Source organism: Mesorhizobium sp. M0894 (assembly GCF_040319725.1).
Classification (GTDB): domain Bacteria; phylum Pseudomonadota; class Alphaproteobacteria; order Rhizobiales; family Rhizobiaceae; genus Mesorhizobium.
The window spans coordinates 177,889-192,730 of record NZ_JAMYOG010000005.1 but is presented as its reverse complement, the minus strand read 5'-3'; the positions used below and the strand labels follow the sequence as shown (position 1 = coordinate 192,730).

Annotated in this window: 16 protein-coding genes; 9 read left to right on the top strand and 7 right to left on the bottom strand. The window is 62.2% G+C overall.

Annotated elements, in window-relative coordinates:
- The first annotated feature begins 23 nt into the window (after positions 1-23).
- The 9 genes from NKH91_RS12365 to NKH91_RS12325 all read left to right on the top strand — a co-directional run bounded on the left by NKH91_RS12365 (position 24) and on the right by NKH91_RS12325 (position 6,046).
- Positions 24-302, top strand: a complete 279-nt coding sequence (locus tag NKH91_RS12365; protein ID WP_023717050.1) for a DNA -binding domain-containing protein — start codon at positions 24-26, stop codon at positions 300-302.
- Between the two features lie 167 nt (positions 303-469).
- Positions 470-655 carry a transcriptional regulator domain-containing protein gene (locus tag NKH91_RS12360; RefSeq protein ID WP_352884964.1) on the top strand — a complete coding sequence of 62 codons (186 nt, stop codon included), beginning with the start codon at positions 470-472 and terminating at the stop codon, positions 653-655.
- A gap of 46 nt (positions 656-701) precedes the next feature.
- Entirely contained in the window at positions 702-1,226 is a 525-nt protein-coding gene (locus NKH91_RS12355; RefSeq protein WP_352884963.1) for a DUF2285 domain-containing protein, read from the top strand.
- A 114-nt stretch (positions 1,227-1,340) separates the two neighbouring features.
- Entirely contained in the window at positions 1,341-1,631 is a 291-nt protein-coding gene (locus NKH91_RS12350) for a helix-turn-helix transcriptional regulator (protein WP_023717048.1), read from the top strand.
- 16 nt (positions 1,632-1,647) lie between these two features.
- The gene (locus NKH91_RS12345) at positions 1,648-2,079 is read left to right on the top strand and encodes a replication initiator protein A (RefSeq protein ID WP_352884938.1); all 432 of its coding nucleotides are present in this window, start codon (positions 1,648-1,650) and stop codon (positions 2,077-2,079) included.
- Positions 2,076-2,636: a S26 family signal peptidase gene (locus NKH91_RS12340; protein WP_023717046.1), complete on the top strand. Its 561-nt coding sequence runs from the start codon at positions 2,076-2,078 to the stop codon at positions 2,634-2,636. Before NKH91_RS12345 ends, NKH91_RS12340 begins: the two co-directional genes overlap by 4 nt.
- Positions 2,637-2,681: 45 nt before the next feature.
- Positions 2,682-3,008 (top strand): DUF736 domain-containing protein, encoded by a 327-nt coding sequence (locus tag NKH91_RS12335; protein WP_023717045.1) that lies wholly within the window; start codon positions 2,682-2,684, stop codon positions 3,006-3,008.
- Positions 3,009-3,294: 286 nt separating this feature from the next.
- Complete coding sequence (locus tag NKH91_RS12330) at positions 3,295-4,059, top strand: lytic transglycosylase domain-containing protein (RefSeq protein ID WP_352494350.1); 765 nt, start codon at positions 3,295-3,297, stop codon at positions 4,057-4,059.
- Positions 4,060-4,303: 244 nt separating this feature from the next.
- Positions 4,304-6,046, top strand: coding sequence for a relaxase/mobilization nuclease domain-containing protein (locus NKH91_RS12325; RefSeq protein ID WP_023717043.1), 1,743 nt, complete (start codon positions 4,304-4,306; stop codon positions 6,044-6,046).
- A 128-nt stretch (positions 6,047-6,174) separates the two neighbouring features.
- On the opposite strand, the gene NKH91_RS12320 is transcribed toward NKH91_RS12325, so the two are convergent.
- The 7 genes from NKH91_RS12320 to NKH91_RS12290 form a co-directional block, all read right to left on the bottom strand.
- Positions 6,175-7,224, bottom strand: a complete 1,050-nt coding sequence (locus tag NKH91_RS12320; protein ID WP_352483861.1) for an L-idonate 5-dehydrogenase — start codon at positions 7,222-7,224, stop codon at positions 6,175-6,177.
- The gene (locus NKH91_RS12315) at positions 7,221-8,627 is read right to left on the bottom strand and encodes a TRAP transporter large permease (RefSeq protein ID WP_352483860.1); all 1,407 of its coding nucleotides are present in this window, start codon (positions 8,625-8,627) and stop codon (positions 7,221-7,223) included. Before NKH91_RS12315 ends, NKH91_RS12320 begins: the two co-directional genes overlap by 4 nt.
- A gap of 3 nt (positions 8,628-8,630) precedes the next feature.
- A complete protein-coding gene (locus tag NKH91_RS12310; protein WP_023717040.1) occupies positions 8,631-9,203 on the bottom strand; it encodes a TRAP transporter small permease in 573 nt (190 codons plus the stop codon).
- A 143-nt stretch (positions 9,204-9,346) separates the two neighbouring features.
- Positions 9,347-10,321, bottom strand: coding sequence for a sialic acid TRAP transporter substrate-binding protein SiaP (locus NKH91_RS12305; RefSeq protein WP_023717039.1), 975 nt, complete (start codon positions 10,319-10,321; stop codon positions 9,347-9,349).
- A 51-nt stretch (positions 10,322-10,372) separates the two neighbouring features.
- On the bottom strand, positions 10,373-11,092 hold the full coding sequence (locus NKH91_RS12300; protein ID WP_031193403.1) for a FadR/GntR family transcriptional regulator: 720 nt from the start codon (positions 11,090-11,092) through the stop codon (positions 10,373-10,375).
- A 148-nt stretch (positions 11,093-11,240) separates the two neighbouring features.
- Positions 11,241-12,203: a DMT family transporter gene (locus NKH91_RS12295; protein ID WP_023717038.1), complete on the bottom strand. Its 963-nt coding sequence runs from the start codon at positions 12,201-12,203 to the stop codon at positions 11,241-11,243.
- A 31-nt stretch (positions 12,204-12,234) separates the two neighbouring features.
- Positions 12,235-14,835: a TRAP transporter permease gene (locus tag NKH91_RS12290; protein WP_023717037.1), complete on the bottom strand. Its 2,601-nt coding sequence runs from the start codon at positions 14,833-14,835 to the stop codon at positions 12,235-12,237.
- Positions 14,836-14,842: the final 7 nt, after the last annotated feature.

Genomic DNA, 14,842 nt, shown 5'->3' with positions numbered 1-14,842 from the left:
CGAAATATGAACGGTCAAATACCATGCTTAAACCGCTGCTCGATCCTGATGTCGCCGACATTGCGCCGGATGCCCCGGTCCTGACCGGCTATGACGAGGAGCGTCTGCTCACCTACATTCGCCTGCTTGATGCGGCAGCGGAAGATGCCGATTGGCAGGAGGTGGCCAGGATCGTCTTGCATATAGACCCGGAGCAGGAGCCGGAACGAGCGTTCCGGTCCTGGGAGACCCATCTTGCTCGCGCGCGATGGATGACGACCAGCGGCTACCGATATCTTCTCGCTGGCGGCGCTCCGCACTGACGCGACCGGCGCTCCACCTTGCTGAATCGGCATAATGGTTTGCCGATTCTCCAACTATCCAACTTCCTTATCCCCCTGAATGTTGACGCCGACGCCTCACATCCGGGTACGCGGAGAGGACAGGAGCAGTGCAAGGCGATTGGACCGATCCGGCGGCGTATGCACATATGTGCAGCTACCAGGCTACGGAGTTCGCTGCCGAGTATCTGATCCGGAATGACGAATTCGTGGCAGAGTGCAGCCAGCTTGCATCGCAATCCGCTGGTTCTGGAGAAGCTGCCGGTCAGCCCGATCTCGCCGCCCGTTGGGGCGCGCGATTTCAAAACTGCCGCTGCCGGACTTCCGAAAGCTGACAATATCATCTGGACGGAACAGGCCTCGCCGCGCGTGCTCCGGGTCATGCGGGTACCTGCATCCCACCAGACAGTTCAACCTTCCAGCCTTGGCGGAGCCAGCGTTTGGCCGCAGGACGAAGGCCTTCACATTATTTGGTCTACCTTAATTGGGAAAAGTCATCTCGTCGCTGACGACCGCGCCGGTGAATTCAACGCTATCCTTCTGCCGCTCGACGCTGCATTCGAGACGCGGCTCGATGCAGCGCGCCGGTTCTGGCGCGCACTGAACGGCCGGGCAGCCAGTCCATCTTACGGCGCGCTGCCGCAACAGACCAAGACCAGGCATATCCTCAATTTACGCGCACATGATGGTCAACGCACGGGTGCAACCTATCGTCAGTTCGCGGAGGTGCTGTTTTCGCAAGAGCCGATTGTGCCGCGAGATTGGCGTGATCATCATCTCCGCCACAAGGTCCGAGCTATCTTACGCCGTGCAGCTTTTTTTGTCGCCGGCGGCTATCGCGATCTTCTCTTCTACCCCCACAACCGCAGCGAAAGGTCCGGCCGCCGAAGTCCTTCTTCGGGGTAGCAAAAACGCACCCCCCCATCTTTGCCCTCCCTCGCCTTTCCTCATTTCGATCATGGTCCACTTCGCGCGTCCCGGCAGGCCAGGACGACAGCAGAACCGAATGGAGATCGAGCGATGTCGAAGGGTCCCGCGGACGCGCCCCAAAAGTATTTGCGCACGAAGGAGGCAGCACCCATCGTCGGGCTCTGCGCCCGCACACTCGAAAAGCACCGGACCTACGGCACCGGCCCAAAATACCGAAAGGTCGGCGGGCGCGTTCTCTACGACATCAACGACCTGCACGCCTGGATAGACCTGGGCGCACGCACCTCCACCAGCGATGCCAACGCGACCTATGTTCCGCCGGCAAAACCCCATGCAGCCCGCGCGCCCGCCTATGTCGGCAGGCGCGACCGCAGCTCCTGATCTGTGGCGCACCGAAATGCCGTATCGCGAGACCGTTCAGCAGCAATTTGCGCTGCCTCATGTCCCCTCATCCGGCTTCCCTCCACCCGGCACGCGGGACGTTGTGGCCTGGCAGCTCGTCTCGATGGTGAAATCCGGCCGCCTGACACCGATCCACTCTCATGCGGGCGAAGAATCGACCTGCGTTGAGGCGGCAAGTGTGCACGGCATGGCAACGATTTGGAACGCTGCCATCCTGGTCTGGGCTGCGTCGCAAACCATCCACGCGCAAGCCAGGAGATTGCAACCGCGCCGCCTGGTAGCGGCGAAACAGCAGCAAACCCTGATCTTCATGTCGCTGCGTAAACGGCGGCATGTCCACAGCCGGATAGCCGCACGCGAGCAGCCGAGTCCATACACGGCCAAGCGTCGTAAAACTTGCCTGCTGCGCCCCGGGATCGAGTCATGAGCAAGCGCACAAAGATCATCGCCACGATGGTTGGCGGCGTAGTGCTCGCCGCGGCGCCGGCATGGATTAGCCATCCGCCGCTGTCCATCTGGAACGCATCGGCGAGCATCCCCGTCGGGCTCTACCGCGTCCAGCCGGCCGACAAAATCGGTATTGCCAATATCGCCGTCATCATGCCGCCCGAGCCATTGGCGGCCTTCATGGCAAGACGCGGGTATCTGCCGAAAAATGTGCCGCTCCTGAAGCGTATTTTGGCACTGGGGGGCGCAACCGTCTGTCGCCAAGGCACAACGATCATCGTCAACGGCAAGACGTATGGACATGCGCGCGAGCGTGACAGTCGCGGTCGACCCCTGCCCATCTGGCAGGGCTGCCGCGACATTGCCGAGGCGGACGTCTTCCTTATGAACCCGGGTGCAGCCGACAGTTTTGACAGCCGCTATTTCGGCCCGCTCCCGCTCTCATCAATCGTTGGCCGCGCGCTTCCCGTCTGGACCACGGAGCCCACCACTCCGGTGCTGGAATTCACCAACGATCCCCTTGCTAGCGAGCCGTGACGGCTCGGTTCGACGTGCACTAACACCCATGAAAGGAGCACTGCAATGACTCAGATCGGAACATTCACGCGCAACGATGACGGCTTCTTCGGCAATCTCTCCACGCTAACGATCGAGGCGAAGATTGCCATTCTGCCTGCCGAGAAATCCAAAACCGAAAACGCGCCCGACCATCTGATCTATTGCGAAGGGACGGCGGTCGGTGCGGCTTGGGACCGCGCCGGAGACAAGGCTGGGGATTACCTCTCCGTCTCAATTGACGACCCGTCCTTTACGCAGCCGATCCGCGCCAAGCTGTTCCGGTCCGATGCAGAGAACAGCGTCTGGAGCATGCACTGGAACCGATCATCGAAGCGCGACGGGCGAGGCTGAACAAATGCTTCTGGAGCCCTTCGACGAATCTTTCTCGCCAATCCTTTTGATCCATTGGGCGCCGGTTAAACCCTTCGACCCGACCGCCCGCGAGGCAGCCCACAGAGGGCCGGACACTTGCTTGTGGCTCCGGACGCAGATTTCATCACAGTTTTGGCAAAGCCGGTTCGATCGGCGAGCCCCTGCCCTTAACGGAAGCGAACACCGTCGCAGGCTGGCGGCGCATCGGTTCTGCGGTCTGCGGGATGCAGCCCACAGAGGCATGACGACGTTTGCCGCATGTGTCATGCTCGGCTTCGTGGCGCCCGAAACTGTTGCAGCGGCTTCCTCTGCTGGTGAACGGCCGGCGCACTCCGAGTCGACGATCTTGTCGGCAGGCCCGTGGTCGCGGCATATCCGGGAAGCGTCAAAACGCTTCGCCATTCCAGAGCGGTTGCTGCGCGGCGTCATGCATGTTGAGAGCGTCGGCGATGTTCGTGCGCTTTCAAGCAAGGGCGCAATGGGCTTGATGCAGATCATGCCGGCGACCTGGGAAGAACTGCGCATCAAATACCGTCTCGGTGACGATCCCTATCAACCGCGTGACAACATTCTTGCAGGTGCAGCATATCTTCGCGAAATGCTCGACAGCTTCGGGCGCAGCGGCTTTCTTGCCGCTTACAATGCCGGTCCTGGTCGGTACAGGGAACATCTCTCAACCGGCCGGCCGCTGCCACGCGAGACGGTCGACTACGTCAGGAAACTCGCGCCGCTGCTCGATGGTGCAGTTCTCAGTCCGCGGCGCGCGCGGCAAAGAAGGGGCAGAGCCAGCTCACTCCGTGCAACGATCTTTGCGCATCCCCATGACATTCGGAACGCCGCTGCATCGGATGGCAATGGTTATGCCGAGACGATCTTTGCGGCGATTCATTCGTCCGCGATGCGGTCGCCAATGGGCCATCCTGTTGCGGACCTGACTGCGATCGAGCCACGGCCGGGTGAAACCGATTTCCAATCGAACCACGCTGTTTCCGGCCTATTCGCTCAGCCCTCTTTAGTCATATCGCGATGATCGCCACGTTCCTCCTCAATTCCATTCCGGCCTGTTCCGTCGCGGAAATTGCGGCGGAAGGGTTGTCCGCAGATGAGGACAGAGAGAGTGGCAGGATAAAGGGCCGCGAGGTGCGGCTCGGATCGGCCGATTGTTTTCCTTACAATTTTCGACTCATTTCGCGATGTGCTGCCACAATCAGCGATGTGCGCTATTCCCATTTTTTCAGTCTTTCAATGGAAACCGCACCTCGTGGCCGCCTAGCATGACGCGTGACGATAGCTTTCGCGTCCGCCCGGGTCGTATCCGCTCCCGCGCCGGCCAGCGCGCACGACCCTTCATCTTCCAGGCTCTTGCGGCCACACAGCGCGCCGGCGGTCACCTTACACGCGAGGGTCGGATCACCTCCCCGCGAGCTTCAACGTTTGGCCGCGGCAGATCAGCGAGCATCCGCGCCAGTCGCCTCATCTCTGACCGCTCACGCGGCGCCGTCGTCAAGACCCGTGTGGTGCGGCAGTTCAGAGGGTCTGCGCCACTCGCCACCCATCTCAAATATCTTCGCCGCGAAGGTGTTACACGGGATGGTGAGAAGGCGAGGATGTTCGGCCCTGACACCAAAGAGGCAGATCATGACGCCTTCTGCGATCGCTGCAAGGACGATCGGCATCACTTCCGTTTCATCGTTTCACCGGACGACGCAATGGAGCTCGGCGAGCTCAAGAACTTCACTCGTGACCTGATGGTCGACATCGAGCGCGACCTCGGCACGAGGCTTGACTGGGTAGCCGTCGATCACTGGAACACCAAACATCCGCACGTTCACATCCTCGTTCGCGGCGTTGCCGACGATGGCGAGAGTCTTGTCATCTCGCGCGACTACATCCGCCAGGGCATGCGCGATCGGGCGAGCGACATTCTCACCCAGACGCTTGGGCTCCGCACCGACCTCGACATCCGCCAGGCCATCGAGCACCAAGTCGACACTGAGCGCTGGACGCAGCTCGATCGCCAGCTTGCTCGTGACGCCGACCGTCATGGTATCATTGATCTCGCGCCACACCCTGATCGCCATCCCGACCAGTTCCTGGGGCTCAAAGTCGGCCGGCTGCGGCAACTGGAACGCCTGGGTCTCGCGAACGAGATCCGTCCCGGCCAATGGATGGTGGTCGAAGAGGCCGAGGCCACTTTGCGCGCCCTCGGTGAACGCGGCGACATCATCAAGCGCATGCACCGCAGTCTCACCGTGCATGGGCTAGAAAAGGGGACAGCCGACTACGTGCTGGCCGCCGAAAAAATTGATGCGCCCGTGATCGGCCGACTGCTCGAACGCGGCCTTGATGACGAACGGCGCGGCGCGGCCTATGCCATCGTCGATGGCATCGATGGACGCACGCACCACATTCGCTTCCATGATCCTGATGCGGCGGGAGATTCCGACCCGGGCTCGGTCGTGGAGTTGTGTCGCGATGCGAGTGCAAATGGCGGTGGCCGGGTCACGCTCGCCGTCCGCTCCGACCTCTCAATCGAACAGCAGGTCCATGCTTCCGGCGCGACTTGGCTCGATCGCCAACTCGTTGCACGCGAGCCCGCCGAATTCGGTGACGGCGGCTTTGGCAAGGACGTAGGACAGGCACTGCAAGATCGGGTAGATCACCTTGTCAGCCGCGATCTGGCCAGGCGCGAGGGACAGCGCGTCATTCTTGCCCGCAATCTGATCGATACACTACACGATCATGAGGTGGAATCGCTTGGTGCCCGCATCGCCGCCGAGACGGGCCTGTCATTCACGAAGGCTCCCAACGGCAATCATGTGGCTGGGATTTACCGGCGGCGTTTTTTGCTGGCTTCAGGCCGGCTCGCGATGATCGATAATGGACTCGAATTCAAGCTGGTGCCCTGGTCGCCGTCGCTCGAAAAGCGATTGGGTAATCAAGTTACCGGGGTCGTGTGCTCAGATACGGGGGGCGTGGATTGGAGCCTGGGAAAGAAGCGCGGCATCGGCTTATGATGGTTACACGCGTATGCTCTATCCTGATGCTGGGAAGCCGGCACGGTCCGTCGCACATCCTCTGTTTGTACCTGCACGGTGAAGCGCCAAATGGGCTCGTAAAAAACAGGGACGTTGCGAATCCTCAATCAGTCCGCGGTCAGCACGACCTTGACACTCTGAGTGCGGTCGGCGGCAAGTCGGAACGCATCGGGGGCGGAGGAAAGCGTGCGCTCCGCCGTCACCAGCTTCAGGACGTCCACCTCCCGCGACACAATGAGGTCGACTGCGCGACCGAACTCGCTGCCGAAGCGGAAGGTGCCTTTGAGGTCGATCTCCTTGGCCATCACCGCATTGGCGGGCAGCGGGATCTGGCCACCGGGAAGATTGCCGACCTGGACCACCGTGCCGCCGCGCCGGACGCTGGCGATTGCCGCGGCAAGGCCTGCGGCAGTGCCTGAAATCTCGAACGCCACGTCAAGCGAACCGCCGGCGGCGAGCGCCTGGAGCTCGCCGTCGCCGCTGGCAATGTCGATCGTCCTGTCGGCACCCAACCTGCCGGCGAAGGCGAGCGGCGCGGCGGCGATGTCGGCGACGGTCAGTTCAGCGCAGCCGGCAAGCCTGGCCGCGAGCATGGTCAAGAGACCGATGGGGCCGGCACCGAACAGGATGACGTTGCGGCCCCTGATGTCGCCCGCCCGCGCGACGGCGTGCAGGCTGACCGCCAACGGCTCGGCAAGCGCCGCCGCCTGGTAGGCCACATCAGATGGAACCTTGAAACATTGCGCGGGCTTGGCGTCGAACAGACTGGCGAAACCGCCCTGCATATGCGGCGTCTTCGATGCCGAGCCCATGAAATAGATGTTCTCGCAGAGATTGGCGCGGCCTTCCAGGCATCGCGCGCAATGCCCGCACCAGCGCGACGGATTGACCGCGACGTGGTCGCCGACGCCCAGGCCGGGTGCCGCGCCATTGATCTCGACGATTTCGCCTGAGATTTCGTGGCCGAGGACAAGCGGCGAGGTCACCACGAAATCGCCGGTACGGGCATGGCGGAAATAATGCAGGTCGGAGCCGCAGATGCCCCCGGCCTCGAAGCGCACCCGCACCATGCCTGGCGCCAGCGGTTCGAGCGGACGCTCCACGACGCGCAGGTCCTGCGGGCCGAACAGCGTCGCGGCAACCACCTGGCCGCTCACCGGATCAAGCCCATCTCGGTCGGCAGCCAGAGCGTGATGGCGGGTATGAAGGTGATCAGAAGCAGCGCCACGATAAGCGGCACCAGCCACGGCAGGATCGCCATGGTGGTGCGCTCGACAGAAAGCTTGGCGACACGTGACAGCACGAACAGCACCATGCCGAGCGGCGGGTGCAAAAGCCCGATCATCAGGTTGAGCGTCATGATCAGCCCGAAATGCACCGGGTTGATGCCGTAGACGGCGGCAACCGGCAGCAGGATCGGCACCAGAATCGTGATCGCGGCGATCGTATCGAGGAAGCAGCCGACCACCAGCATCAGGATGTTGACCAGGATCAGGAACACCCACTTGTTTTCGGTGAGCGCGAAAATGAAGTTCGAAAACAGCTGCGCTGCCTGGCTGACGGTGAGCAGCCAGGCGAAGATCGATGCGGCGGTGACGATGAAGAGCACCGAGGCGGTCGTTTCGATCGTGTCGAAGCTGGCCTTGGCAAGCAAACGCAGCGTCATCGTGCGGTAGCGCACCAGCCCGAGGAAAAGCGACCAGATGACAGCCGCCATCGCGGCTTCGGTTGGCGTGAACCAGCCCATCGTCATGCCGCCGATCAGGATGACCGGCGTCATCAGCGCCATGACCGCGGAGAAGTCGAAATACCAGTCCGCCGCGACCAGCACCAGCAGCGCGATGCCGACCGCGATATTGATCGACAGGCCAAGCTGCACAAGCACGTAACAGCCAATCGGAAAGGCAGCCACCACCAGCACCTCGCCTGCTGCTTCGGCGAGCCGCCGAAGCTCGAAAGGTGTGTCGGAACCCCAGCCGCGACTGTAGGCAAAGATGGCAACCGTAATCATCATCAGCACGGTCATGACCACGCCGGGCAGGATGCCGGCCATGAACAGCGCACCGATCGAGACATTGGCCATCATGCCGTAGATGACGAAGGGCAGCGAGGGCGGAAAGATCGGCCCGAGCGTGGCGGAAGCGGCGGTGACGCCGACCGCGGCGTCGATAGGATAGCCGTGGTCCTTCATCGCCTTGATCTCGATCGTGCCAATGCCGGCGGCGTCGGCGAGCGCGGTGCCCGACATGCCGGAAAAGATCACCGATCCGATGATGTTGACCTGCGCCAGGCCGCCCTTCATCCAGCCGACCAGGGCAAGGGCAAAGGAATAGATGCGCCCGGTGACGCCGGCGATGTTCATGAGGTTGCCGGCCAGGATGAAGAAGGGAACGGCGAGCAGTGGAAAGCTCTCGACCCCGGCGATCATGCGCTGGGCCGCAATGATATCGGGCGCCACGCCGTAGATGACGAGGTAAAGGATCGAGGCGGCCGCCATCGAAACGGCGACCGGCACGCCGATGAGCATCAGGACAAGAAAGCCCCCTACCAGAAGCAGCATCGCTCAGACCCCCGCCGTCTCGAACGCCCCGGGACGCTCGAGCACCGAATAGCCGCGCCTGTAATTGCCGATGAAGACCTGGATCGAGCGCAGAAGCATCAGCACGAAGCCAGCCAAGACGGCGTAGAAGAACCAGCGCCGCGGCAGGTTGACTGTGACCATGCGCTCATGCGCCACGATCGTGACGTAGCGCCACATCAGCCATGTTCCGTAGGCGAAGAATGCAATGCGGATAATATCGACGGCGAGCGCCAGCCAGCGGCCAACGCGCTCCGGCAGATAGTGGTAAAGCACATCGACATGGATATGGCGCGAAAGGCGCACGCACATGGCGGCGCCGAGAAAAACGACGACGACGAGCGCGTTGATGGCGATCTCCTCGGTCCAGGCAAGGCTGTTGTTCAGCGCATAGCGGGTGAAGAACTGCAGGAAGACACAGACGACCATGCCCCAGAACACGGCAAGCGTGATCCAGTCCTCGATACCGTGGTCCGACAGGTCGACGTGTACCGGCACCTCCTCGAAGGCGTGGGCGATCTCTTCGACGGTGATCTCGGTGTGGTGTTCCTCGGCCATTGGCGCGGGCTCCCGAAGCTGGTGGTCGTCAAGGATTGGAAAGGCCGTCCGGCACAATTTCAAGCCGGACGGATGGGCAGGTTAAAGCGGCGAATCCGATTGCCGCCCTATCCTCTTGATTGAGCATCCGATTTCCCGATGCCCTATTTGATGGCGCGGATCGCTTCCCAATCGGCCTTGTTGTAGCCGAATTCCTCGAAGGTGACCTTCTCCAGCACATTCTTCTCGAAGTCGGCACGGTCGACATCGGTTACGCTGATGCCGCGGTCCTTGAATACCTGCACCAGTTCCTTTTCGCGGGCGACGATCTTCGCCGTGGCGCGGGCGGCAGCCTCCTGCATCACCTCGGTGAAGATCTTCTTGTCCTCGTCGGAAAGCGAGGCCCAGCGCGACGCCGATATGATGGTGTTGAGATGATCGACGATATGGCCGGTGAGCACGATGTTCTTCTGCACCTCGTAAAATTTCTTCGCCTCGATGGTGGTCAGCGGGTTCTCCTGGGCCTCGACCGTGCCGTTCTGCAGGGCGAGATAGACCTCGGCGAAGGCAATCGGCGCGGTGTTGGCGCCGCAGGCACGCGGCATGGCTAGATAGGCGGGCACGTCGGGGACGCGCATCTTCAAGCCCTGCATGTCGGAGCACTTGGCGATCGGCCGGTTCGAGGTGGTCTGCCGCGTTCCATAATAGGTGGTGGCGGCGATGTGATTGCCGGTCTTGTCCTCGTAGCCCTTGGTCAGGGCCTTGTAGACGTCGCTCTTGGTGTATTTCAGCAGATGGTCGGCATCGCGGAAAGTGTATGGGAAATAGGTGACGCCGATCGGTGGATATTCGCGCGCTGCGAAGCTCGATCCGGAAATGATGATATCGACGGTGCCGAGCATCAGGCCCTGGTTGATGTCTGCTTCCTTGCCAAGCTGCGAGGCCGGATAGACGTCGATGGCGTAGCGGCCCTGGGTGCGCTTCTTGATCTCGTCGGCCGCCCACACGGATTCGGTGTGGAAGGGCTCCGTCGTCTCGTAGACATGTGCCCATTTCAGGACCGTTTCCGCCGAGGCCGACGCCATGGGTATGGCAATTGCGGCGATCGCACCGAGCAGAACTGCGTATTTTCTCAGCATCTAATTCCTCCCTGGTTGGATTTGACGGCCGGATCTCCCCCCGGCCAACTGCTATTCCGCAACCTCCTTGGCTGCGGCTCTCTCATCGAAATTGCGTGAGAATCTGATTTGCGACTGGCGCAGATGCTGCTGCATGGCGGCCTTGGCCCGCTCGGGGTCGCGCGCGGCAATCGCATCGCGCACGGCACGATGCTCCTTTGCCGCTATCTGCCAGGAATCGTTGGTCTCGAAATAGATCGACAGGCGTTCGAAGTACGGGTTCATGCGCTGGTCGAAGAGCTCGCCGATGAAGCGCACCAGCACCGCGTTCTCGAGAATGCCGGCGACTGCAGTATGGAATTCCCGGTCGAGCGTAATGGTCATCTTGTTGGGGTGACGCATGGCCTCCATCCGGCGCAGCACGTCGTCGAGCCGTTCGATATCTGCAGGCCGGACGTGGAGAGCAGCTTCGGCGGCGATCGCGCCTTCGACGAATTCGCGCGCGCGCAACAGCTCGAACGGGCCTTCCTCGATTTCGGGTTCGGAGGCGGGGGCGCTCGGCGGATCGGTGACGTAGATGCCCGAGCCGACGCGGATGCGTATGCGGCCTTCGACCTCCAGCGCTATCAGCGCTTCACGGACCGTCGGGCGGGAAATTCCGAGCTGGTCGGCCAGATCCCGCTCGGTCGGCAGACGGTCGCCGACGGAAAACTCGCCGGCATCGATCAGTTGCCTGAGCTGATCGGCGACCTGTCGGTATAGCCGGCGTGGTTCAACGGCCTGGATCGGCATGCGTGTTTAGTTCCCTCCCCGGCTCGCCCCTGGTACATTGGTCTGACCCATTGACCGCAAGCTTAGACAGACCATGCAGAGAGTCAAGCTCGACAGAACCGCGGCCCGCGCACCGGAAGGCGGCGGCATTCGGCAGGCATTCCATGCGTCAGCGCCGTCCTCCGCGAATGACCAGGACGTTCCCGGCGGCGACGAGGACGAGCCCGATGATCGCGTAAGCGGTCCAGGCATAGCCTTCCAGCGCCGTGGAGATCAAAAGCGCAAAGACGGGAAATATGACGGTCGCATAGCCGGCGCGGGCGCCGCCAATGCGTCCGAGCAGCGTCAGGTAGGCGGCGAAAGCCATGACCGTCGATATGACGGCGAGGAAGACCAGCGAGCCGATATAAGAGGCGGTCGTCGCGAACACGAACGGCTCACCGAGCAGGAAGGCCAGGAACGCCGACCACAGAGTGCCGTAGAGCATGCCCCAGGCGCTGGTTGAAACGAGCGGCAGGCCGCGGCGCTGGTTTGCGACGGAGACGAGATTACCGGCGCAGAAGCTCAGCGTGCCACAGAGGCACAGCAGAAGGCCCACCAACGTCCTGCCTGAAAGCCCGTTCGCGGCAATTTCGGGAAAGAACATCAGCGCTATGCCGGCGAAGCCAATAACGCCGCCGGCGAGAATGCGCGGCGCCGGGCGCTCGCCGATGACCAAGGCACCGAGCAGCATGTTGATGACCGAGGCGAGCGAGAAGACGACCGAGAGCAATCCGCTGACGAGATAGCCGGCGCCGTAATAGAAAAACAGGAAGTTCGATGAGAAGATGAGGATGCCGAGCACAGCAAAGCGCAGATGATCGGTGATCGGAAAGCGGAGCCGCCCGCCGGAAAAACCGGCCCAGGCAAACATCAGCAGCGTGGCGATGGCGAAGCGCCAGACCAGATTGACCTCGTTCGATACGCCGCTGCCGACCTGAAGTTCGATCGCGAACCACGATGCGCTCCAGGCGATGACCGTCAGCGCGTAAAGCCCGTAGTCGACGGGTTCGAAGGGGCGGTCGCGCGTCGTCGTGCGCTTTTCCGCGGTAGCCGGCTCCGGGGCGCCGTTTGGTTCTCTTGTTACCGACATGCTGGCCAAGACTCTTCCGCTCATAAGGCGCTTATAGACCAACCGTCCGCCTTCGCCGCTTCTGACCCCAGACGACGAGACCGAGCAACAGCAGTGCCGGGATGGCGAACCAATAGCGCGACGGCCGTTCCGCAGGGACTAGCACCTGATTGATTTCGTCGCCCGGCTGCAGGCCGAATTTGGCCGCCTGGCTGCCCAGTCGCACCACGCCGACCGTCACGTTATCGCCAAGCGCACTGACGTCCAAGCCCGCGGCCTTCAGGCGTTCGGCCGATGAATTTCCAGGCCCGAGTTGTAGTCGCACCAGCTTCGATATCTCATCGCCGTTGAGGTTCAGTGTCGTCAGGCGCAAGCGAACTGCGCCCCCCTCGGCTGTCTCGTCGACGATACGGCCGAGTTCGGAGGCAGGCACTGCCCGATAGGGTTCGCTCACCTGATCGAGCAAGAGTCCCGGCCTGAACAAGATGAAACAGGCCAGCAGCAACGCAATCGTCTCGTACCAGCGGTTGCGCACGAGCATCCAATTCTGCGTCGCTGCTACAAACGAGACCATGGCCAGCGTCGACGTCACCACCATCGCGACGAAGTCGAACGGACCTTCGAGATCGATCATCAGCAGTCCGGTGTTGAAGATGAAGATGAACGGCAGCAGGCCGGTACGGATCTCGTATTTGAAACCCTGAATCCCGGTCTTCACCGGATCGGCGCCGGAAATTGCCGCAGCAGCATAAGCCGCCAGCCCCACTGGCGGCGTCACGTCTGCCATCAGCCCGAAATAGAAAACGAACATATGGACGGCGACCAGCGGCACGGCAAGATCGTTCTGCGCCGCCAAATCGACGATGACCGGCGCCATCAAGGTGGCGACGACGACATAGCTTGCAGTGGTCGGCATGCCCATGCCGAGAATGATGCAGATCACCGCGGTGAACAAGAGCATGACGATGAAGCTGCCGCCCGAGATGAATTCGACCAGCTCGGTCATCACCAGCCCGATGCCCGTGAGCAGAACCGTGCCGACGATGATGCCGGCCGTCGCAGTGGCAATGCCGACCGTCGTCATGTTCCGTGCAGCGGCGGACAGGCCACCGACCAGATCGTCGAAACCGCGAAGCCAATGCCGTGCCAGCGCACGGTCCTTGCGGAAAAAGGCGGTGAGCGGCCGTTGCGTCACGATCAGCGCCATCAGGGCGACAGCGCCCCAGAATGCCGACAGGCCGGGCGACAGCTCCTCCACCATCAGGCACCAGATCAGCAGGATCACCGGCAGCAGAAAATGCAGGCCGGTGCGCGCCGTCTCGCCGAAATGCGGAATCCTTACGATCTCGCCCTCCAGATCCTCCAGCGGCAGGTCGGGATAGCGCGCACGGTAGGCGACAAGGCCGATGTAGACGGCGATCAGCGCGGCAGTGATCATCCAGGTCGCGGCCGCGCCGAAAACGATCTTCGTCCAGCCAATGCCGTAATAGACAAGCCCTGCGAGGACGATGAAGCCGCATATGCCCATCAGCCCACGCAGCGCACCCTGAAATGCGGAGTGCGTGCTGCGTGACGGCAGGCCCTTCATCCCCGTCTTCATCGCCTCGATATCGACGATGTAGAACAACGAGCCGTAGGTCAGCAGCGCTGGATAGAAGGCATGCTTGACCACCTCGGCATAGGAGATGCCGACATATTCCGCGATCAGGAACGCGGCGGCGCCCATCACCGGAGGCATCAGCTGACCATTGACGCCGGCCGCGCATTCGATGGCGCCCGCCTTCACCGCAGAATATCCGACCCGGCGCATCAGCGGGATGGTGAAGGTTCCGGTGGTCACGACATTGGCGATCGACGACCCAGAAATCATGCCGGTCAGGCCGGAAGCCACGACACCGGCCTTGGCCGGACCGCCGCGGTATTTGCCGAGCAGCGAGAAGGCAAGCTGGATGAAAAAGCCGCCGGCGCCGGCGCGCTCCAGCAATGTTCCGAACAGAACGAACATGAAGACGACATTGGTGGACACACCGAGGGCAACACCGAAGACCCCCTCCGACGTCAGCCACATCTGCGAGGCTGCGCGCGATAACGTCGCGCCCTTGTGGCCGAGCAGGCCAGGTAGGTGAGGCCCGGCGAAGATATAGATCAGCATGATCGCCGCGATGACGGTGATAGCAGGCCCGACGGCGCGACGCGCGGCCTCGAGCAGGATGAGGACGCCGGCGATCGAGACGACCAGGTCAGCCGTAGTCGGAAGACCCGGCCGATGGGCGATATCGCTGTAAAAAACCAACAGATAGAGGGCGGACGCCGCCCCGGCGATGCCTAGCACCCAGTCGGGCGGCGGCACCCGGCTGCGCGACGAGGTCTTGAAGGCCGGAAACGTCAGCATCGCCAGAAACAGGGCGAAGGCCAGATGAATGGAGCGGGCGATGCCGTCGCTGACAACTCCAAAATTGAGCATGAACGGAAGGGGCGAGGCATACCAGAGCTGGAACAGCGACCATGCCAGCGATACGCCGAGGATCAGCTTCGCGGTGCGGCCGGTCGGCTTGCGCCCACCGGTGTCGGCCTCGGCGACGATCTCGCTGAGCTTGTCAATGTCGATAACGGGTTGGTCAGGCGCTGCCGCCCGCTGGCTTTGATCTGTCATCGTTCCC

Coding starts and splice junctions, on each gene's coding strand:
- NKH91_RS12365 (WP_023717050.1), top strand. CDS start 24: ATGCTTAAACCGCTGCTCGATCCTGATGTCGCCGACATTGCGCCGGAT.
- NKH91_RS12360 (WP_352884964.1), top strand. CDS start 470: ATGTGCAGCTACCAGGCTACGGAGTTCGCTGCCGAGTATCTGATCCGG.
- NKH91_RS12355 (WP_352884963.1), top strand. CDS start 702: ATGCGGGTACCTGCATCCCACCAGACAGTTCAACCTTCCAGCCTTGGC.
- NKH91_RS12350 (WP_023717048.1), top strand. CDS start 1,341: ATGTCGAAGGGTCCCGCGGACGCGCCCCAAAAGTATTTGCGCACGAAG.
- NKH91_RS12345 (WP_352884938.1), top strand. CDS start 1,648: ATGCCGTATCGCGAGACCGTTCAGCAGCAATTTGCGCTGCCTCATGTC.
- NKH91_RS12340 (WP_023717046.1), top strand. CDS start 2,076: ATGAGCAAGCGCACAAAGATCATCGCCACGATGGTTGGCGGCGTAGTG.
- NKH91_RS12335 (WP_023717045.1), top strand. CDS start 2,682: ATGACTCAGATCGGAACATTCACGCGCAACGATGACGGCTTCTTCGGC.
- NKH91_RS12330 (WP_352494350.1), top strand. CDS start 3,295: ATGCTCGGCTTCGTGGCGCCCGAAACTGTTGCAGCGGCTTCCTCTGCT.
- NKH91_RS12325 (WP_023717043.1), top strand. CDS start 4,304: ATGACGCGTGACGATAGCTTTCGCGTCCGCCCGGGTCGTATCCGCTCC.
- NKH91_RS12315 (WP_352483860.1), bottom strand. CDS start 8,627: ATGCTGCTTCTGGTAGGGGGCTTTCTTGTCCTGATGCTCATCGGCGTG.
- NKH91_RS12310 (WP_023717040.1), bottom strand. CDS start 9,203: ATGGCCGAGGAACACCACACCGAGATCACCGTCGAAGAGATCGCCCAC.
- NKH91_RS12305 (WP_023717039.1), bottom strand. CDS start 10,321: ATGCTGAGAAAATACGCAGTTCTGCTCGGTGCGATCGCCGCAATTGCC.
- NKH91_RS12300 (WP_031193403.1), bottom strand. CDS start 11,092: ATGCCGATCCAGGCCGTTGAACCACGCCGGCTATACCGACAGGTCGCC.
- NKH91_RS12295 (WP_023717038.1), bottom strand. CDS start 12,203: ATGTCGGTAACAAGAGAACCAAACGGCGCCCCGGAGCCGGCTACCGCG.
- NKH91_RS12290 (WP_023717037.1), bottom strand. CDS start 14,835: ATGACAGATCAAAGCCAGCGGGCGGCAGCGCCTGACCAACCCGTTATC.